Below are 19,123 nucleotides of genomic sequence, written 5' to 3'. Positions count from 1 at the left end.
CAGTTCCCACATTCAGATCAGCGCCAGACCCGAGGTTATTGATAGCCTTTCGGAAACGGATTCGGCTCGATCAGATCCGACTCGTAGATCACCTTGAACTGCCCGTTTGGCTGCACTTCACCAATGCGCGACTTGCTCCACAGGTGATGGTTTTCGTGGATCTTCACATAGCCTTCCGGCGCGTTTTTCAGCTCGATGCCAGGCGATGCGGCGACGACTTTATCCACGTCGAAACTGCCGGCCTTCTCCACCGCCGCTTTCCACAACCATGGGCCGAGGTAGGCCGCCTGGGTCACGTCGCCAATCACTGCGTCCTTGCCGTACTTGGCCTTGAACGCTTCCACGAAGGCTTTGTTGTTCGGGTTGTCGAGGCTCTGGAAGTACTTCATCGAGGCATAGAAGCCGGCCATGTTTTCGCCGCCGATGCCCAGCAGTTCGTCTTCGGTCACCGACAGGGTCAACAGGGTTTGCTTGGACGCATTCACGCCCGCTGCGTTGAGCTGTTTGTAGAAGGCCACGTTGGAGCCGCCCACCACGGCCGCAAACACCACGTCAGGCTTTTTCAGCTTGACCTTGTTGATCAGCGAACCGAACTGGGTATTGCCCAGCGGGTAGTAGTCTTCGCCGACCACGGTGCCGTGCAGCACGTTTTCAATGTGCTTGCGCGCGATCTTCATCGAGGTGCGCGGCCAGATGTAGTCCGAGCCCACCAGATAGAAGGTTTTGGCGCCCTTGGTCTTGGCGATCCAGTCGAGGCTGGCAAGGATTTGCTGGGTCGCTTCCTGGCCGGTGTAGATCACGTTTTTCGACTGTTCCAGGCCTTCATAGAAGGTCGGGTAGTAGAGCAGGCCGTTTTCTTTCTCGAAGATCGGCAATACGGCTTTACGTGAAGCGGAGGTCCAGCAGCCGAACACTGCGGCCACCTTGTCGTTCACCAGCAGTTTCTTGGCCTTTTCGGCGAAGGTCGGCCAGTCGGACGCGCCGTCTTCCTGGATCACCTTGATCTGCCGCCCGAGGATCCCGCCCGAGGCGTTGATCTGCTCGATGGCCAGGCGTTCGGCCTGGATCGAACCGGTTTCGGAAATCGCCATGGTGCCGGTGGCCGAGTGCAACTGGCCGACGGTGACTTCGGTAGGCGTCACCGCCAGGCCTTCGTTGTCGGCCATGACGCCATGGCTGAACAGACTCGCCGCCAGCAGTGATAAGGCCAACAACGGTTTGGAGCGGATCAATCGTGATTCCATGGGGCGACTCCTCTGCAATGAGGGGTTCAGCATGGCGGCAGGTGGCCACGGCGGGTATACGCAGCCTGACGTAACGGGGTACGTCATTTGACGTATGCCGTTGCGCACCATTTTCGAGCAGGATCCCGCCCGCCTTGGGAAAGGAAACCCCTGTGGCGAGGGAGCTTGCTCCCGTTGGGCTGCGCAGCGGCCCCAAAACCGGCGACCCGGTTCTGCCTGGAAAAATGAAGTGGTCTTGCTGGGCCTGCTTCGCAGTCCAACGGGAGCAAGCTCCCTCGCCACGAAGAGCGCACCCCGCAGGACTGGGGCACGAATATTGCTGCCATCTCCCCATCCTTGCAGGAGTTCCCCACCGTGCACCCCCTCCCCGGCACCCAGCGCATCGTCAAGATCCGCCGCGACTACAACTCCTGGGTCGCCGACGAGACCATGGAAGACTACGCCCTGCGCTACACCCCGAAGTCCTTCCGCAAATGGTCGGAACTGCGCATCGCCAACACCGCCTTGGGCGCGGTGTCGTTCCTGGCGCTGGAGGCCATCGGCGGCGTATTGGCCTTGAGCTACGGCTTTACCAACACCTTCTGGGCGATCCTCGCCATCAGCCTGGTGATCTTTCTCACCGGCCTGCCCATCAGCTACTACGCCGCCCGCTATGGCGTAGACATGGACCTGCTGACCCGCGGCGCGGGCTTCGGTTACATCGGCTCCACCATCACCTCGCTGATCTACGCCAGTTTCACCTTCCTGTTCTTCGCCCTGGAAGCGGCGATCATGGCCCTTGCCCTGGAGTTGTATTTCCATATCCCGCTGGCCATCGCCTATGTCATCTGTTCACTGCTGGTGATCCCGCTGGTGGCCTACGGCGTAACGCTGATCAGCCGCCTGCAACTGTGGACGCAACCGTTGTGGCTGGTGCTGCTGGTGCTGCCCTATGGCTTCGTGTTGTGGAAGAACCCCGAGGCCTTCAGCGACTGGACCAGCTTTGTCGGCCGCAGCAGCGACGGTGGCGACTTCAATCTGCTGTCGTTCTGCGCCGCCTGCACCGTGGCGCTGTCGCTGGTCACGCAGATCGGCGAACAGGTGGACTACCTGCGCTTCCTTCCGGAAAAAACCAGCGCCAACCGCAAGCGCTGGTGGGCCGCGCTGTTATGCGCCGGGCCCGGCTGGATCGTGCCGGGGGCGTTGAAAATGTTCGCCGGGGCGTTCCTGGCGTTCCTCGCCCTGCAACATGAAATCCCCATGGAGCGCGCCGCCGAGCCAACCCAGATGTACCTCGTCGCGTTCGGCTATGTGTTCTCCTCTCCCGAATGGGCGCTGGGGGCGATGGTGCTGTTCGTGTTCATCTCGCAGATGAAGATCAACCTGACCAACGCCTACGCCGGCTCCCTGGCCTGGTCGAACTTCTTTGCCCGCGTGACCCACAGCCACCCCGGCCGCGTGGTGTGGCTGGTGTTCAACGTCGCCATTGCGCTGATGCTGATGGAGCTCGGCGTGTTCGATGTGATCGAGCAGGTGCTGGGGCTCTACGCGAATATCGCGATTGCCTGGATCGGCACGCTGGTAGCGGACCTGGTAATCAACAAGCCCCTGGGCCTGTCACCCAAGCACATCGAATTCAAGCGTGCGCACCTCTACGACATCAACCCGGTGGGCGTCGGCTCGATGCTGATTGCCTCGCTGCTGTCGATTCTCGCCCACTTCGGCCTGTTCGGCGCCCTGGCCCAGGCTGCGCCACCGTTTGTCGCGCTGGGCACCGCGTTAATCATGGCGCCGCTATTGGCGTGGCTGACCAAGGGCCGCTACTACATTGCGCGCAGCAGCGAGGCGCAATTGATACACCCGCAACCCGGCACCGGCCTGGTGATCTGCGGGCTGTGCAGCAACCCGTTCGAGACCGCCGACATGGCGTTCTGCCCGGCCTACAGCACGCCGATCTGCTCGCTCTGTTGCTCACTGGATGCGCGTTGCGGCGACCGTTGCAAACCCCACGCGCGCCTGGCCAGCCAGTTCGAAGGGGTGTTGCGCTGGTTGTTGCCGACCACGCTGGTACCGCGCCTGCATACCCGGCTGGCGCATTACCTCGGATTGTTGATGGCGCTGGTGCTGATGCTCGCCGGGGCGCTGGCGCTGATCTACATGCAGGCGGCCCAGGGTTTGCCCCATTCGCAAACCTTGTACCAGGCGTTTTTCAAGGCGTTCCTCACGCTCTCGGTGCTGGCCGCCGTACTCGCCTGGTGGGTAGTACTCACCCGCGAAAGCCGGCGGGTGGCCCAGGAAGAATCCGACCGGCAAACCTCGCTGCTGATGCAGGAGATCGCCGCCCACAGCCTCACCGACCAGGCCCTGCAACAGGCCAAGGAAGCCTCGGAAGCAGCGAACGCGGCCAAGAGTCGCTACGTCACCGGGCTGTCCCACGAGCTGCGCACGCCGCTCAACAGCATCCTTGGCTTCACCCAGATCCTGCAGCGCGACAGTGCCATGCCCGAACAGCATCAGGACGCCCTGGCGACCATCCTGCGCAGCGGCTCGCACCTGCTGTCGCTGATCGACGGCCTGCTGGACGTGGCGAAGATCGAGGCCGGCAAGCTGCGCCTGGAGCTCACCGAAATCCCCTTCCCGGAACTGATCCACGACCTGGAACAAATGTTCACCCCCCAGGCCGAAGACAAGGGCCTGCGCTTTCGCCTGGACTGCGTGGGCAAGATCCCTGCTGTGGTGCGTGGTGATGAAAAACGCGTGCGGCAGATCCTGATCAACCTGCTGGGCAACGCGATCAACTTCACCGACAGCGGCGAGGTGCGCCTGCGGGTCAGCTACATGCGCGAGACCGCCAACTTCGAAATCATCGACACCGGCATCGGGATTGACCCCGAACAGATCGAGCGGATTTTCCAGCCGTTTGAACGCGGCGACCTGATGCGCCAGGACAAGGGCGTGGGTCTGGGCCTGACCATCACACGCATGCTGACCTCGCTGATGGGCGGCGAATTGCGGGTGGTCAGCGAGCTGGACAAGGGCACCTGCTTCCAGGTACGGCTGTTCCTGTCCCAGGTCCGCGTGCCGCAAGCCGTGGTGCATGTGGAGCACGACATCATCGGCTACCACGGCGAACGACGGCGCATCCTGGTGGTGGATGACCACGTGGACCATCGCAAGGTGCTCAGCGGCATGCTCACGCCCCTGGGCTTCGAGGTGTCCCAGGCCAGCAACGGCCAGGAGGCGATCCGCCAGGTGGCGCTGCTGTCGCCGGACCTGATCCTGATGGACCTGTCGATGCCGACCATGGACGGCTGGGCCACCAGCCGGATGATCCGGCGTAACGCGTTGTCCACCGCGCCGATTATCATCATCTCCGCCAACGCCTTCACTGACGACCGCGAACGCAGCATCGCCGGCGCCTGCAACGACTACCTGGCCAAGCCGGTGCGTACCCCTGAACTGCTCGGACGCCTGCAACTGCACCTGAACTTGCAATGGCTGCGCCGTCGCACACCGCTCGGCGCGCCGGTCGCGCCCCAGGGCGCGCTACCCAGCGCAGAAGAACTCGCGGTGCTCGCCGAACTGAGCGCCATTGGCTATGTGCGTGGTTTGCATGAAAAGCTCGACGCCATCGTGCTGGACAGCCCAGGTACCTCACCGTTCATCAACAAGCTCCGGGCCTTGCTGAAAAGCTTTCGCCTGGAAGAACTCAACCGCATCCTGAAGGAGGCCGAAGATGAATGCCTTGACCCACAGCGCTGAGCCCGGCGTGGTGCTGATTGTCGACGACACCCCGGACAACCTGGCCATGCTCTCCGACGCCCTGGACGACGCCGGCTACATGGTGCTGGTGGCGCTGGACGGCCTCAGCGCGCTGAACCGCGTGCAACGCCGACGCCCGGATTTGATCCTGCTGGACGCGGTGATGCCCGGGTTGGACGGATTTGAAACCTGCCGCCGGCTCAAGGCGCAACCGGCCAGCGCGGATATTCCGGTGGTGTTCATGACCGGGCTCACCGACAGCAAGCATGTGGTGCAGGGGTTCGAGGTGGGCGGGAGTGACTACGTGACCAAGCCGATCCAGACGGATGAAGTGCTGGCGCGGGTGGCGGCGCATTTGCGTACGTCGCGGATTTTGCTGTCGGCGCGTGCGGCGACACAGCCGAGCGTGATCACCCTGGAGGATGAGCCGGCGCACAAGCTATTGTCGGCGCGGTTTCAACTGACGGAGCGGGAGGTGGAAGTGCTGCGTTGGGTGGCGTGTGGCAAGACCAATCGGGATATTGGCGACATTCTTGGGTTGAGTCCGAGGACGGTGAACAAGCATCTGGAGCATGTGTATGTGAAGCTGGGAGTGGAGACGCGCACGGCGGCGACTTCGGTGGCGATGGCGGCGATGAGTCCAACCCGGATCCCACAGATGGCCACGGTCTAAAATGTGGGAGCGGGCTTGCTCGCGAATGCGGTGTGTCAGTCACCAAATTTTTTACTGATACACCGCATTCGCGAGCAAGCCCGCTCCCACATTTGATCTGTGTCGTTACTGGTATTACCTACCCACCGAAGATCTGCGACGGCCGGCGCAACGTCGGATCAAACGGGTTGATCTTCGGCCCGATCGCCGCCGCCTCGCGCTTCAACAACTCCACCACCGTCGGCAACCGCCCCGGCCCCAGCCGGTCGCTGATGGTCGCCACACTCAACGCCGCCACCGCATGCCCATTGCGATCCAGGATCGGCACCGCCAACCCGGCCATGCCTTCCAGCACCCCGGTATTGCGCGCCGCATACCCCAACCGCCGCACACTCTCCACCTCCGAACGCAAAAACACCTCGTCGTACAGGTGAAAATCCTTGAGCCGCGGCAAGTTGTAGCGGATCACCGTCTCGCGCTCTTCCTCCGGCAAAAACGCCAAAATCGCCAGGCTGCCCTGCCCCACCCCCAGCGCAACGCGGCCGCCGATATCACCGGTAAAGGTACGGATCGGATACGGCCCCTCACTGCGGTCCAGGCAGATCGCATCAAACCCGCTGCGCGCCAGCAGGAACAATGAATCCCCCAAGGATGCACTGAGGCGCAACATGCTCGGCCGCACCAGGTCCCGCAGGTTGCCGGTGTTGCCCGCATTCGCCGCCAGGGCAAAGAACTCCAGGCTCAGCCGATAGCGCTTGCTGCGCGCATCCTGCTCCACCATGCCCTCGTCCATCAGGCTGCGCAGCAGTCGGTGGGTGGTGGGTTGCGACAGCCCCACCTGCTGCGCCAGTTGCGTCACCCGTTCACCACCGTCCGGCGCCGCGCCGAGGATGCGCAGTAATGCAAACAACCGGGAGACGCCACCGGCGCCGACTTCCTTGACACTTTCATTCCGCTCAGTGGAATCCATAAGCCGATATCTCACACTAAATTCTGGTCAGTGAATGAAACTGAAAAAAGTACTCTATCCAGTGAAATTCCATCTTCCGCCATCCTAGTCTTTCGCCCTAATCTGCGTCCACAGGGGCGAAATGAACAACTAACGGCAGCCGACTCAAGATCGAGCGCCAACGCACCCGCAACACCCTTTTCGCATCTGCCCAAAACAAAAAAGCGCGTTTCGACGCGACTCAAAAAGGTGGAACGCAGACATGGCTTTTCTCCAACTCAACGCCTTGAGCAAACGCTACGGCGCCGTCGACGCGGTGGTCGCCACTGATCTTGCGGTGGAAAAAGGCGAATTCGTGTCCCTGCTTGGCCCCTCGGGCTGCGGCAAGACCACCACCTTGCAAATGATCGCCGGCTTCGTCGACGTCACCGGTGGCCAGATCGTCCTCGACGGTCGCGACATCACCCATGCCAAACCCGCCAGCCGCGGCCTCGGCGTGGTGTTCCAGAGCTACGCGCTGTTCCCCCACATGAGCGTGCGCGACAACGTCGCCTTCGGCCTGAAGATGCGCAAGGTGCCTGCCACTGAGATCGCAAGCAGAGTCAAGACCGTGCTGGAACTGGTGCGCCTGGCGCCCCACGCCGAGCGCTACCCGCGGGAACTGTCCGGCGGCCAGCGCCAGCGCGTGGCCCTGGCCCGCGCCCTGGTGATCGAGCCGCCGGTGTTGCTGCTGGACGAGCCCCTCTCCAACCTCGACGCCAACCTGCGCGAAGAGATGCAGTTCGAGATCCGTCGCATCCAGTGTGAAGTCGGGATCACCACCCTGATGGTCACCCACGACCAGGCCGAGGCGCTGTCCATCAGCGACCGGGTAGTAGTGATGCAGGCCGGGCGCGTGACGCAGATCGACGCGCCGTACAAACTCTATGAACACCCGCGCACACGCTTTATCTCGGATTTTGTCGGCAAGGCCAACCTGCTGGCGGGCGACTTCGATCAACTCGGCGCGCCGCAAGTGCGCTTCGAGCCCGGCAACGGCGAACTGACCCTGAGCCTGCGCCCGGAAAAGATCGACCTGGTGGCGGCCGGCAACGGCCGGCTGCAAGGCAGGATCCTCGACAGCTACTTCTTCGGCAGCCAATGGCTGTACCGCATCAAGACCCAGATCGGCGAGCTGACCGTGGTCCGCCGCAATGACGGCAGCGCGCCATTGGCTTGCGGCGCTGCAGTGGGCCTGGACTGGGAGTCGAACCTGTTGCGGGTGCTGGCCGCGGATGAGGTGCGCGCATGAGCCGTGGCTACCTGTTGTCGTTGCCGGCGCTGGTGTTGTTTTTCGGGCTGCTGATCCTGCCCCTGGGCCTGACACTGGTGCTGTCGTTCAACGTGTTCGACTATCAGGTTGGGGTGAAGGCCGATGAGTGGACCTTCGCCCACTACCTGTCGCTGTTCAGCGATTCGTACTTCTACGAAATCTTCTGGCGCACCTTCTGGATCAGTGCCCTGGTGACCTTGCTGTGTGTGGTGATCGGCGTGCCCGAGGCCTACATCCTCAGCCGCATGGGCACGCCATGGCGCTCGATCTTCCTGATCCTGATCCTCACCCCGCTGCTGATTTCGGTGGTGGTGCGGGCCTTCGGCTGGAGCCTGCTGCTGGGTGCCGATGGCCTGGTGAACCAGGTGATCCAGGCCCTGGGCGGCAAGCCGGTGAAGCTGCTGTACACCTCGTTCGCCGTGATCATCGCACTGGTGCACGTGATGCTGCCGTTCATGATCATCCCGGTGTGGACCTCCCTGCAGAAGCTCGACCCGTCGGCGGAACAGGCGGCGCTGTCCCTGGGTGCCAGCCAGGCCACGGTGATGCGCAAGATCGTGTTGCCGCAGGTGATGCCCGGCGTGCTGTCCGGCACCCTGATCGTGTTCGGCCTGGCTGCCAGCTCCTTCGCGATCCCCGGCCTGCTGGGCGGACGCCGCCTGAAGATGGTCGCCACGGTGGTCTACGACCAATACCTCTCGGAACTCAACTGGCCCATGGGCGCGACCATCGCGGTGGTGCTGCTGTTGGTCAACTTGCTGATCATGCTGAGCTGGAACCGCATGGTCGAAGGCCGCTACAAAAAGTCCCTGGGAGTATAAGACGATGTCCAGAAACGGTCCTTTGGCCCTGGGCTTTCACGGCCTGGTGGTGCTGTTCATGATGGCGCCGCTGGTGGTGGTGTGCCTGGTGGCCTTCACCCCGGAAAACACCTTGAGCCTGCCCACTTCGGGCTTCTCCCTGCGCTGGTTTCATGCGGTGTTCGAGCGCGCGGACTTTATCCAGGCGTTCTACAACAGCCTGGTCCTGGCGTTCGTTGCCGCCACCCTGGCGACGTTGATCGCGGTACCGGCGGCGCTGGCAATCAGTCGCTACCAGTTCCCCGGCCGTAACTTCTTCAGTGCGCTGTTCCTCTCACCGATCATCATCCCGCACCTGGTGCTGGGGGTGGCGATGCTGCGGCTGTTCGCAATGATGGGCGTCAACGGCAGCTTCACCTGGTTGATGCTGGCCCACGTGGTGATCATCACGCCTTACGTATTGCGCCTGGTATTGGCGGCCGCCATCGGCATTGACCGCAGCGCCGAGCAGGCTGCCGAATCCCTCGGCGCCAGCCGCTTCACCCTGTTTCGCCAGATCACCTTGCCGATGATTCTGCCCGGCGTGGCCGGCGGCTGGTTGCTGGCGTTCATCAATAGTTTCGATGAAGTGACCCTGTCGATCTTTGTCAGCTCGCCGGCCACCCAGACCTTGCCGGTGCGCATGTACGTGTACGCCACCGAATCCATCGACCCGATGATGGCGGCCGTGTCGGCGCTGGTGATCGGGTTGACGGCGGCGGCCATGATTCTGCTGGACCGGGTCTACGGCCTGGATCGCGTGTTGGTAGGGAAACATTGATGGCACTGTTCAAACGACTGGCGGAAACCGAGCGGCCCAGCCTGGCGTTCACCCTCGATGGGCAGCCTGCCACGGGCCTGCTCGGGGACACCTTGCTGACTGCGGTACTGACCTGCGCCGAGCACCTGCGGGGCAGTGATTTCAGCGCCGAACGCCGCGCCGGTTTCTGCTTGATGGGGGCCTGCCAGGATTGCTGGGTACGCCTGGAAGATGGTCGGCGAGTGCGCGCCTGTTCGACCTTGCTGGAAGACGGCCAGGCGATTCGCCGTGACCCGGGGCGCCAGGCATGAAGAGCGTGGTGATAGTGGGCGCAGGCCCGGCGGGCATTACCGCAGCCCGGACCTTGCTGGACCATGGCGTAACCCCGGTGTTGGTGGACGAGAGCCTGCGCGGTGGCGGCCAGATCTATCGGCGCCAGCCGGCGAACTTCCAGCGCTCGGCCAAGCAGCTGTATGGGTTTGAAGCGGGCAAGGCGACAGCGCTGCATCGCACCATGGATGAGCTGGCCACCCGGATCGACTACCGGCCGGAAACCCTGGTGTGGAATGCGGAAAATGGCCGCCTGGACATGCTCAACAACGGCCACGCCGAAAGCATCGAATACGCGCAGATCATCGTCGCCACGGGCGCCACCGACCGCATCCTGCCCGTGCCGGGCTGGACGCTGCCCGGTGTGTACAGCCTGGGCGCGGCGCAAATCGCGCTGAAGTATCAAGGCTGCGCCATCGGTGAGCGCGTCGCGTTTTGCGGCAGCGGGCCGTTGCTGTACCTGGTGGCGTATCAGTACGCCAAGGCCGGGGCCAAGGTGGTGGCGGTGCTCGACAGCGCGCCGTTCAGCGCCCAATGCCGCGCCCTGCCGGCATTGCTCGGCCAGCCGGCGACCCTGGCCAAGGGTTTGTACTACCGCGCCTGGCTAACGGCCCACGGCATCCCGGTGCATCAAGGGGCAACGTTGTCGCGGATTGAGGGCGAGCAACGAGTGACGGGCATCCACTGGGACCAGCAGGAAATCGCCTGTGATGCCGTGGCCTTCGCCCATGCCCTGCGCAGCGAGACCCAACTGGCGGATTTGCTTGGGTGTGAATTTGCCTGGAATGCATTGAACCGCGCCTGGTTGCCCCAGCGAGATGCGGCCGGGCGTAGCAGTGTCGCGGGCGTGTATCTGGCTGGCGACGGTGCAGGAATCATGGGCGCCGACGCGGCGCAAATGGCCGGCGAGCGAGCGGCATTGGCCTTGCTCGAAGACAGCGGTGTTGCCATCGACCACCGTCGCGGGCCCGTGCTGGAACAACAACTGGCAGGTATCCAGCGCTTTCGCCACGGCCTGGAAACCGCCTTCCCCTTCCCGGAAAACTGGGCCGCTGAAGCTCCGGACGAACTGATCCTGTGCCGCTGTGAAGAAGTCAGCGTCGGCGAAGTACGCGCGGTGGTGGACGAAGGCCACTGGGAAGTGAACCGGGTCAAGGCCCATTGCCGGGTTGGCATGGGCCGCTGCCAGGGCCGGATGTGCGGGCTGGCGGCGGCGGAAATCGTTGCCCAGCGCAGTGGCCGCGAGATTGAAAACGTTGGCCGCCTGCGTGGCCAGGCACCGATCAAACCCTTGCCGTTTGGCGTGGAGGTGCAGCCATGATCGACAGTGAAGTGATCGTGTTGGGTGGCGGGATAGTCGGGGCCTCGGCGGCGTTGATGCTGGCGCAGAAAGGTCGCCGCGTGGTGCTGCTGGAGCGGGACTTTTGTGGCTCGCACTCCAGTGGTGTGAACTATGGCGGCGTGCGGCGCCAGGGGCGGCCATTGCACCAACTGCCGCTATCGCAACGTGCCCATGAGCTGTGGTCCGACTTGCCGGGGCTGATTGGCATCGACGGCGAATACGTGCGCTCCGGGCATTTGAAACTGGCCCGCAGTCATGACGATCTGGCGGCTCTGCAGGCTTACGCCGACGCTACACGCGGCTTTGGCCTGGGCCTGCAAATGCTTGACCACGCTCAACTGCGCGCCCGGTTCCCGTGGGTGGGTGATGTGGCAGTCGGCGCGTCGTTATGCCCCGAAGACGGCCACGCCAATCCGCGCCTGGTCTCCCCCGCCTTTGCCCGCGCAGCGCAACGCCACGGTGCGAGGGTGATGGAGCAAACCGAAGTCACCCATCTTGAACATGACGGCCAGCGGTTTCAGTTGCGCTGTGCCAATGGGCTGCAGCTGCAAGCCCCCTGGCTGCTGAACTGCGCCGGCGCCTGGGCCGGCACCGTGGCCGCGCACTTTGGCGAGCCGGTGCCGATGACCTCGGCGCACCCGGCGATGCTGGTGACCGAGCCGTTGCCGGTGGTGATGGACGTGAGCACCGGGGTGGAAGGCGGCGGGATTTATGCGCGGCAAGTCGCCCGGGGCAATTGCATCCTCGGTGGCGGGCGCGGCTTTGCCCTGGGCCCGCAACAAGCCCGCCCGGGCCAGGCGGCGGTGCTGGAGATTCTGCGCAACGCCGGCGAGTTGTACCCGTTCCTCAAAGGTGCCCAAGCGATCCGCACCTGGAGCGGCACCGAAGGTTATCTACCCGACCACGAACCGGTGATCGGCGACAGCAGCACCCAACCCGGCCTGCTTCACGGTTTCGGCTTTGCCGGCGCCGGGTTCCAGCTCGGCCCCGCGGTCGGTGAAGCCCTGGCAGAAATCGTCTGCACGGGGGCCAGCCGGCAACCCATCGAAGCATTTTCCATCCGTCGTTTCCAAGCCTGAGAGGAAGATTTATGCACATGATCAAACGTACTGCGCTGTCTTGCCTGTCCCTCGCCCTGTTGAGCACGGCGGCCCATGCCGCACCGACGCTGTACCTGGGCATGAACGGCGGGACCATGGAGCGGGTCTACGCCGACAAGGTGCTGCCCGCGTTCGAAAAGGCCAATAACGTCAAGGTGGTGATCGTGCCGGGCACCTCGTCGGACATCCTGGCCAAGGTGCAGGCCAACAAGGACAACCCGCAGATGCACGTGATGTTCCTCGACGACGGCATCATGTACCGCGCGATTTCCATGGGGTTGTGCGAGAAGCTCACGCCCAACCCGATCCTGGACCAGATTCCGGCCAAGGCGAAGATCAAGGAAGAAGCGGTTGCGGTGACGCTCGGGGTGACCGGGTTGGGTTACAACGCCAAGATGTTCAAGGAAAAGGGCTGGGCGCCGCCGACGTCGTGGATGGACCTGGCCGACCCGCGCTTCAAGGACAAGGTGGTGTTCCAGTCGTTGGCCTCGTCTACATTTGGGTTGCACGGGTTCCTCATGTTCAACCGGATTCAGGGGGGTAGCGAGACCAACGTGGAGCCGGGGTTCAAGGCCTGGCCGAAAACCGTCGGGCCCAACGTGCTGGAGTACATCGCCAGCTCGGCGAAGATTTCCGAGATGGTGCAGACGGATGAGGCGGCGATCTTTCCGCTGACGCCGACGCAGGTGACCACGCAACAGTTGTTGGGTGTGCCGATGGAGTATGCGCAGCCGAAAGAAGGCGCGGTGGTGTTGAACGTGGCGGAGTGTGTGATTGCGCGGAATGACCAGCCGGAGTTGGCGCAAAAACTGGCGCAGTTCTTGTTGACCGCAGAGGCTCAGGCGCCGGCTTTGGAACTGGGGGATCAGATTCCTTCGAATCCTACGACGCCGACTACCGACAAAACCCGGGCGCGGGTAGAGGCGATGAACAGTTATTTGCAGACGGCGATTTCGATTGACTGGGATCAGGTGAACCAGGCACGACCCGAGTGGAATGCGCGGTGGAGTCGGTCGATTGAGCGGTAGGCTTTGGGGGTGAATATCCATTATTTGGGTGATGGCTTAAATGGGTTCCGCTCTTACAGCGGGTCACTTTTGAAAGGAGCCCAAAAGTAACCAAAAGGCTCTTGCCCCACCACTCGGCACCTCGCCTAGGCTCGGTGTGCCCTCACTCCGGCTTTGGACCGTGGGCCGCCGCGATGGGCCATCCTTGGCCCAGCGCGGCTAACCCGGCGTCCTGCCGGGTTACCCACGCTCCAAAGCCTGCGTTCGGCCAGCGTGGTTTAACGGGGCGCCTAAGATCAAGATCAAAAGCAGATCAAGAGCACAGCGGCCTACCGGCCGGCTTGAGTGTTAAAAGCAAAATCAAAAGCTAAAGCGGGCACGGTCCAAATGTGGGAGCGGGCTTGCTCGCGAAGGTCGTTAACGATGACGCGGGCATTCTGGATGAACGCGGCGCTCTCAGGTTTTTCGCGAGCAAGCCCGCTCCCACAGAAAAGCGGCTCTGCGTCAGCTCTGGATCTTGCCTCTGCTTTTAACACTCAAGCCGGCCGGGAGGCCGCTGTGCTTTTGATCTTGATCTTGATCTGACTGCCCCAATCAGCCCGAGGCCGAACGCAGGCAGTGCGGAGCGGGTAAACCGGCAGGACGCCGGTTTAGCCGCGCCGGGCCATGGATGGCCCGTCGCGGCGGCCCGCTTCGCGGTGCCGGAGTGAGGGAACGCCGAGCCTAGGCGAGGTGCCGACAGGCGGGGCAGAGCGTTTTGGTTACTTTGCCGCTTTTGCAAAGTGACTCGCTGTAAGAGCGAAACCCTAGGTGGCCGTTACCGAAGAAACGGATATGTACCCAATCAATCACCCCACCATCTCCCGAACCCGATACCACAACATCCCCAACGCCAACAGCGGCGAACGCAACACCTTCCCCCCGGGAAACGTCATATGCGGCACCTGGCTGAAAATATCCAACCCTTTACTCTGCCCCGCATGAATTCCTTCCGCCAATAACCGCGCACACCAATGCGTCACGTTAAGGCCATGCCCCGAATACCCCTGGGCATAGAACACATTCGGGTGCTGCTTCAACCGCCCCACCTGCGGAAACCGGTTAGCCGTAATCCCAATCTTCCCCCCCCACTGAAACTCAATCGCGGTATTCGCCAACTGCGGAAAAACCTTGAGCATCTTCGGCCGCATATACCCCGCGATATCCACCGGATCACGCCCCGAATAATGACAAGCCCCCCCAAACAACAACCGCCGATCCGCCGAAAGGCGGTAATAATCCAACCCCACTTTCTGATCACACAACGCCAGGTTCTGCGGAATCAACTGATCAGCCACCCCAACCGACAGCGGCTCGGTCGCAATGATGTAGCTCCCCGCTGGCAGCACCTTGCCGCTCAACTTCGGCTCCAGTTCCTCCAGATGCGCATTGCACGCCAGCACCAGGTTGCCGGCGCGCACTCTGCCAAACTCGCAACGTACCTGCACCGTGTCGCCATGGATCAACTCCAGCACCGGGCTGTCTTCAAAGATCCGCACCCCAAGGGATTCGGCCACACCCGCCTCCCCCAGCACCAGGTTCAACGGGTGCAGATGCCCGGAGCCCATGTCCACCAGGCCACCGGCATACAAGCCTGAGCCAACCACCTGCGCCATATCCTGCGATGCCACCAACCGCGTTTCAGGCGCATACCCCAAGGCAGCCAGGCTCTCCAGCTCCCCCTGAAACGCCGCAAACTGCGCCGGCGTATTCGCCAACTCGCAAAACCCCCAGCGCAAATCACAGTCAATCCCGTGCTCGCGAATCCGCTCGCCCACCAGCGCCACCGAATCGATCCCGGCCTGCTGCAGGTAACGCACGCCCTCCTCCCCCACGTACCTGGCAAAGCCCGATACGTCATGCCCAATCCCGCGAATCAACTGCCCGCCATTGCGCCCGCTGGCGCCCCAGCCAATCCGCCGGGCCTCCAGCAGGATCACCGACAGCCCACGCTGGGCCAGTTCGATGGCGGTGTTGACCCCGGTGAACCCACCGCCGATCACACACACATCGGCGGTCAGGTCAGCCCCCAGCGCTGGGCGCCGGGGCATGGCGTTGGCCGAAGCCAGGTAATAGGAACGAGCGTGGTCGGAGGAGGAACGGTTCATTTGTTGGTCTTCACTTTGCTCCAGGACCGCGTCATCAAGCGCATGACGGCGGGCGTCGGGGTGGTGGAAATGTAGAGTTTGTCGAGCACTTCCTGGGACGGGTAGATCTCGGGGTTGTTCACCAGCTCGGGGGCCATGAAGGCCTTGGCCGCCGGGTTCGGGTTGGCGTAGCCGACGCTGGCGCTGACCTTGGCGATCACTTCAGGGTCCAGCAAGTAGTTGATGAAGGCATGGGCGGCTTTCGGGTTGGCGGCGTCCGCCGGGATGGCCAGCAGGTCGAACCACAGGTTGCTGCCTTCCTTGGGGATCGAGTAGGCGATGTTCACGCCGTTCTTGGCTTCCTTGGCACGGTTGGCCGCCTGGAACACGTCGCCGGAATAACCGAAGGCGACGCAGATATCACCGTTGGCCAGGTCCGAGATGTACTTGGAGGAATGGAAATAAGTGATGTACGGCCGCAGGGTCAGCAGCTTGGCCTCGGCCTGTTTGTAGTCTTCGGGATTCTCGCTGCGCGGGTCCTTGCCCATGTAGTTGAGGATCGCCGGGAACAGTTCATCCGCCGAGTCGAGGAACGCGACGCCGCACTCGTGGAGCTTCTTGATGTTCTCCGGTTCAAACAGCACGGCCCACGAGTCGATATGGTCGATGCCCAACACCTGCTTGACCTTGTCCACGTTGTAGCCGATGCCGTTGGTGCCCCACAGGTACGGCACCGAATGCTCGTTGCCCGGGTCGTTTTTCTCCAGCAGCTTGAGCAGCTTGGGGTCGAGGTTCTTGAAGTTGGGCAGCTGCGAACGGTCCAGCTTGAGGAACGCGCCGGCCTTTACCTGGCGCGCCAGGAAGTGGTTGGACGGCACCACCACGTCGTAGCCGGTACGGCCGGCAAGCAGCTTGCCCTCCAGGGTTTCATTGGAGTCGAACACGTCGTAGATCACCTTGATCCCGGTCTTGGCCTGGAAGTCGGCCAAGGTGGTCTCACCGATGTAGTCGGTCCAGTTGTACACACTGACCGTCTGCGCGGCGTGGCCCGCGCTGCTGAACAACGCCGCCAAGGCCAGCGGGAGAAGCTTTTTCACCAGACGCATATCGACACCCCTTTGCTTGATTGATTTTTATGTATTCATCCAGCCATTCTGCCCGTAGCAGCTGTCGAGCCTTGGCGAGGCTGCGTAGCGATGTATCAGACACAATTGCGGCGGGCCCGACGCAGCCTCGCTAAGGCTCGACAGCTGCTACGGACGAGTCGTCAGACGCTCAGCAGCAGGAACTCACGTTCCCAGGAGCTGATCACCCGCTTGAAATTCTCGTGCTCGGCGCGCTTGACCGCGACGTAGCCGCGCACAAACTTGTCCCCCAGGTACTGCTTGACGGTGTCGCACTCTTCCATGCGCGCCAGGGCGTCTTCGATGGTGATCGGCAGCCTCAGGTTGCGGCGCTCGTAGGCGCGGCCCTCCACCGGGGCGCTGGGCTCGACCTTTTCGATCATGCCGAGGTAGCCGCACAGCAGGCTGGCGGCGATGGCCAGGTACGGGTTGGCGTCGGCGCCCGGCAGGCGGTTTTCCACGCGCATGGCGTCGGGGCTGGAGCTGGGCACCCGCAGGCCGACGGTGCGGTTTTCTTCGCCCCACTCGACGTTGACCGGTGCCGAGGTGTCCGGCAGGAAGCGGCGGAACGAGTTGACGTTAGGCGCAAACATCGGCAGCAGCTTGGGGATGTACTTCTGCAGGCCGCCGATGTGGTTGAGGAACAGTTGGCTCTTGTTGCCGTGCTCATCGACAAACACCTGCTTGCCGGTGGCGATCTCCACCACGCTCTGGTGCAGGTGCATGGCGCTGCCGGGCTCGTCGGCCACCGGTTTGGCCATGAAGGTGGCCGCCACGTTGTGCTTGAGTGCAGCCTCGCGCAGGGTGCGTTTGAACACGGTGATCTGGTCGGCCAGGTCCAGGGCATCGCCGTGGCGGAAGTTGATTTCCATCTGCGCCGGGCCGTCTTCATGGATCAGCGTGTCGAGGTCCAGGCCCTGGGCTTCGCACCAGTCGTAGACGTCTTCGAACAGCGGGTCGAACTCGTTGGCAGCGTCGATGGAGAACGACTGGCGGCCACTTTCGGCGCGACCGGAACGGCCCAGCGGGGTCTTCAGCGGCAGGTCCGGGTCTTCGCAGCGCTGGGTCAGGTAGAACTCCATCTCCGGCGCGACAATCGGCTGCCAGCCCTGGTCGGTATAGAGTTGCAGGACCTTTTTCAGCACGTTGCGCGGCGACAGTTCGATGGGGTTGCCCTGCTTGTCGAAGGTGTCGTGGATCACGATGGCCGTCGGCTCGATGGCCCATGGCACCACGTAGGTGGCGTTGGACACCGGGCGGCAGATCATGTCGATGTCGGCCGGGTCCAGCAGGTCGTAGTAGATATCGTCGTCGACAAAGTCCCCGGTTACCGTTTGCAGCAACACACTTTCCGGCAGGCGCATGCCTCGCTCATGCAGGAACTTGTTGGTGGGCGAAATCTTGCCGCGTGCGATGCCAGTCAAATCACTGATCACGCATTCGACTTCGGTAATCTTGTGTTCTTTCAGCCAGGCGGACAGCTGATCGAAGGGGGCGTTCATAAGGACCTCGTCATGGGTTGGATGCTGCGCCGCGGGCTTCCCTCGCGGCGCATTGAGGTCTATCTTGGGCCAGCCGCCCAACGGCATCTATCCACTTTGCGCCAACCACAACGCACCAATAGAGTGCGCCCAGGTTACCCATGACACAGGCAACAGCTTTGCGCGTACAGGCCTTCACCACCGGTGATGTGGCCGCTCAATGCAGTGCGACACCCGGTTGGGTGCAGCAGTACCAGCAGATGTCCCCAGGGCATTTCGCCGGGCAGATCCGCTACCTCGACCTGCAAGGTGTCGAGGTGTACGAAGAGCGGATGAACACCCGGGTGGAGCAGAACTTCAACGCGCCGCCGGGTTCCCTGGCGTTCTGTTTCGATGGCAGCGACAACGCGCTGTACGTGCTCAATGGCGAAAGCCGCAACACCTGGATCACCCCGGAAAACTACCGCGAAGTGGCAGTGGTGTTCGGGCCGCAGTTTGTCCAGCGCCATGGTCTGGATGTGGCGAAGCTGGAGGGGTTGTTCATGGCCCCGCTCAACTCCCTGCAAAACCCGTTGTTCAGCCGCTGGCTCAGCGGCACGCTGACGCGGCTGTCGGCGACGCTTGACCCGCCGAGTCGTGATGCGCTGACTCAGCAGTTACTGGACGACTGCCTGTTCATCCTCGACAACGCCTGCGTGTGCCTCGACAAGGGCTCATTGCAGCGACGCACCGAGGAGCGAATCATCATGGCGCGCATTGGCGAATGGGCGGCGGATGTGCCGGATGAAACCGTCAACCTGCTGCAGCTGGCGCGCATTGCCGGGGTGCCGTTGCGCCAGTTGCAGCACGGGTTCAAGACGTATACCGGGATGAGCCCGGCGCAGTGGTTGCGGTTGCGCCGGTTGAACAGTGCACGGCGGGAGTTGTTGAACCCGCCGTCAGTGGACACCACCGTGGCGGAGGTGGCGATGAATTGGTCGTTCTGGCATTTGGGGCGGTTTTCCAACAGTTATCGGGCGTTGTTTCAGGAGTTGCCCAGCGAGACCCTGAAGCGCCAGAGGTAAGTGTGGGAGCTGGCTTGTGTGGGAGCGGGCTTGCTCGCGAATGCGGTGGGTC

At 62.8% G+C, this 19,123-nt stretch carries 15 protein-coding genes; 10 read left to right on the top strand and 5 right to left on the bottom strand.

What is annotated here, in order from left to right; translation table 11 throughout:
• Positions 1–35: 35 nt before the first annotated feature.
• Positions 36–1,244: an urea ABC transporter substrate-binding protein gene (gene urtA / locus C0058_RS11915; RefSeq protein ID WP_003218263.1), complete on the bottom strand. Its 1,209-nt coding sequence runs from the start codon at positions 1,242–1,244 to the stop codon at positions 36–38.
• 354 nt (positions 1,245–1,598) lie between these two features.
• Between urtA and C0058_RS11910 the strand changes: the two genes are divergently transcribed.
• Positions 1,599–4,985: an ATP-binding protein gene (locus C0058_RS11910; RefSeq protein ID WP_102370243.1), complete on the top strand. Its 3,387-nt coding sequence runs from the start codon at positions 1,599–1,601 to the stop codon at positions 4,983–4,985.
• Complete coding sequence (locus tag C0058_RS11905) at positions 4,960–5,658, top strand: response regulator (RefSeq protein WP_008430557.1); 699 nt, start codon at positions 4,960–4,962, stop codon at positions 5,656–5,658. The genes C0058_RS11910 and C0058_RS11905 overlap by 26 nt, the downstream gene beginning before the upstream one ends.
• A gap of 118 nt (positions 5,659–5,776) precedes the next feature.
• On the opposite strand, the gene C0058_RS11900 is transcribed toward C0058_RS11905, so the two are convergent.
• Positions 5,777–6,607 (bottom strand): IclR family transcriptional regulator, encoded by an 831-nt coding sequence (locus C0058_RS11900; protein WP_003218269.1) that lies wholly within the window; start codon positions 6,605–6,607, stop codon positions 5,777–5,779.
• A gap of 241 nt (positions 6,608–6,848) precedes the next feature.
• Here C0058_RS11900 and C0058_RS11895 point away from each other — a divergent pair, with 241 nt between their 5' ends.
• From C0058_RS11895 to C0058_RS11865, 7 genes are read left to right on the top strand one after another with little or no spacing between them, the layout of a single operon-like run.
• Entirely contained in the window at positions 6,849–7,877 is a 1,029-nt protein-coding gene (locus C0058_RS11895; protein WP_003218271.1) for an ABC transporter ATP-binding protein, read from the top strand.
• Positions 7,874–8,719, top strand: coding sequence for an ABC transporter permease (locus C0058_RS11890; RefSeq protein ID WP_003218273.1), 846 nt, complete (start codon positions 7,874–7,876; stop codon positions 8,717–8,719). The genes C0058_RS11895 and C0058_RS11890 overlap by 4 nt, the downstream gene beginning before the upstream one ends.
• 4 nt (positions 8,720–8,723) lie before the next feature.
• A complete protein-coding gene (locus C0058_RS11885) occupies positions 8,724–9,518 on the top strand; it encodes an ABC transporter permease (RefSeq protein WP_003218275.1) in 795 nt (264 codons plus the stop codon).
• Complete coding sequence (locus C0058_RS11880; protein ID WP_003218277.1) at positions 9,518–9,808, top strand: (2Fe-2S)-binding protein; 291 nt, start codon at positions 9,518–9,520, stop codon at positions 9,806–9,808. The genes C0058_RS11885 and C0058_RS11880 overlap by 1 nt, the downstream gene beginning before the upstream one ends.
• Positions 9,805–11,148: an NAD(P)/FAD-dependent oxidoreductase gene (locus C0058_RS11875; protein ID WP_102368653.1), complete on the top strand. Its 1,344-nt coding sequence runs from the start codon at positions 9,805–9,807 to the stop codon at positions 11,146–11,148. Before C0058_RS11880 ends, C0058_RS11875 begins: the two co-directional genes overlap by 4 nt.
• Positions 11,145–12,248, top strand: a complete 1,104-nt coding sequence (locus C0058_RS11870) for an FAD-binding oxidoreductase (RefSeq protein ID WP_008430551.1) — start codon at positions 11,145–11,147, stop codon at positions 12,246–12,248. Before C0058_RS11875 ends, C0058_RS11870 begins: the two co-directional genes overlap by 4 nt.
• 17 nt (positions 12,249–12,265) lie before the next feature.
• A complete protein-coding gene (locus C0058_RS11865) occupies positions 12,266–13,297 on the top strand; it encodes an ABC transporter substrate-binding protein (protein WP_102370242.1) in 1,032 nt (343 codons plus the stop codon).
• 827 nt (positions 13,298–14,124) lie between these two features.
• Here the strand turns inward: C0058_RS11865 and C0058_RS11850 are convergent.
• The 3 genes from C0058_RS11850 to C0058_RS11840 all read right to left on the bottom strand — a co-directional run bounded on the left by C0058_RS11850 (position 14,125) and on the right by C0058_RS11840 (position 18,028).
• A complete protein-coding gene (locus C0058_RS11850) occupies positions 14,125–15,423 on the bottom strand; it encodes an FAD-binding oxidoreductase (RefSeq protein WP_102368652.1) in 1,299 nt (432 codons plus the stop codon).
• On the bottom strand, positions 15,420–16,508 hold the full coding sequence (locus C0058_RS11845) for a polyamine ABC transporter substrate-binding protein (protein WP_003219153.1): 1,089 nt from the start codon (positions 16,506–16,508) through the stop codon (positions 15,420–15,422). The genes C0058_RS11850 and C0058_RS11845 overlap by 4 nt, the downstream gene beginning before the upstream one ends.
• A gap of 161 nt (positions 16,509–16,669) precedes the next feature.
• Positions 16,670–18,028, bottom strand: coding sequence for a glutamine synthetase family protein (locus C0058_RS11840; protein WP_003219154.1), 1,359 nt, complete (start codon positions 18,026–18,028; stop codon positions 16,670–16,672).
• A gap of 140 nt (positions 18,029–18,168) precedes the next feature.
• Between C0058_RS11840 and C0058_RS11835 the strand changes: the two genes are divergently transcribed.
• Complete coding sequence (locus tag C0058_RS11835) at positions 18,169–19,071, top strand: helix-turn-helix domain-containing protein (protein ID WP_102368651.1); 903 nt, start codon at positions 18,169–18,171, stop codon at positions 19,069–19,071.
• Positions 19,072–19,123: the final 52 nt, after the last annotated feature.

Source organism: Pseudomonas sp. NC02 (genome assembly GCF_002874965.1).
In the GTDB taxonomy this organism is placed as follows: Bacteria; Pseudomonadota; Gammaproteobacteria; order Pseudomonadales; family Pseudomonadaceae; genus Aquipseudomonas.
The sequence above is the reverse complement of the archived record's forward strand: the minus strand, read 5'-3'. Positions and strand labels throughout refer to the sequence as shown.

Excerpts from the sequence above, each read along its gene's own strand:
- C0058_RS11890 (WP_003218273.1), top strand. The coding sequence starts at position 7,874 with ATGAGCCGTGGCTACCTGTTGTCGTTGCCGGCGCTGGTGTTGTTTTTC.
- C0058_RS11850 (WP_102368652.1), bottom strand. The coding sequence starts at position 15,423 with ATGAACCGTTCCTCCTCCGACCACGCTCGTTCCTATTACCTGGCTTCG.
- C0058_RS11885 (WP_003218275.1), top strand. The coding sequence starts at position 8,724 with ATGTCCAGAAACGGTCCTTTGGCCCTGGGCTTTCACGGCCTGGTGGTG.
- C0058_RS11835 (WP_102368651.1), top strand. The coding sequence starts at position 18,169 with ATGACACAGGCAACAGCTTTGCGCGTACAGGCCTTCACCACCGGTGAT.
- C0058_RS11905 (WP_008430557.1), top strand. The coding sequence starts at position 4,960 with ATGAATGCCTTGACCCACAGCGCTGAGCCCGGCGTGGTGCTGATTGTC.
- urtA (WP_003218263.1), bottom strand. The coding sequence starts at position 1,244 with ATGGAATCACGATTGATCCGCTCCAAACCGTTGTTGGCCTTATCACTG.
- C0058_RS11870 (WP_008430551.1), top strand. The coding sequence starts at position 11,145 with ATGATCGACAGTGAAGTGATCGTGTTGGGTGGCGGGATAGTCGGGGCC.
- C0058_RS11895 (WP_003218271.1), top strand. The coding sequence starts at position 6,849 with ATGGCTTTTCTCCAACTCAACGCCTTGAGCAAACGCTACGGCGCCGTC.
- C0058_RS11840 (WP_003219154.1), bottom strand. The coding sequence starts at position 18,028 with ATGAACGCCCCCTTCGATCAGCTGTCCGCCTGGCTGAAAGAACACAAG.
- C0058_RS11875 (WP_102368653.1), top strand. The coding sequence starts at position 9,805 with ATGAAGAGCGTGGTGATAGTGGGCGCAGGCCCGGCGGGCATTACCGCA.
- C0058_RS11865 (WP_102370242.1), top strand. The coding sequence starts at position 12,266 with ATGATCAAACGTACTGCGCTGTCTTGCCTGTCCCTCGCCCTGTTGAGC.
- C0058_RS11845 (WP_003219153.1), bottom strand. The coding sequence starts at position 16,508 with ATGCGTCTGGTGAAAAAGCTTCTCCCGCTGGCCTTGGCGGCGTTGTTC.
- C0058_RS11900 (WP_003218269.1), bottom strand. The coding sequence starts at position 6,607 with ATGGATTCCACTGAGCGGAATGAAAGTGTCAAGGAAGTCGGCGCCGGT.
- C0058_RS11880 (WP_003218277.1), top strand. The coding sequence starts at position 9,518 with ATGGCACTGTTCAAACGACTGGCGGAAACCGAGCGGCCCAGCCTGGCG.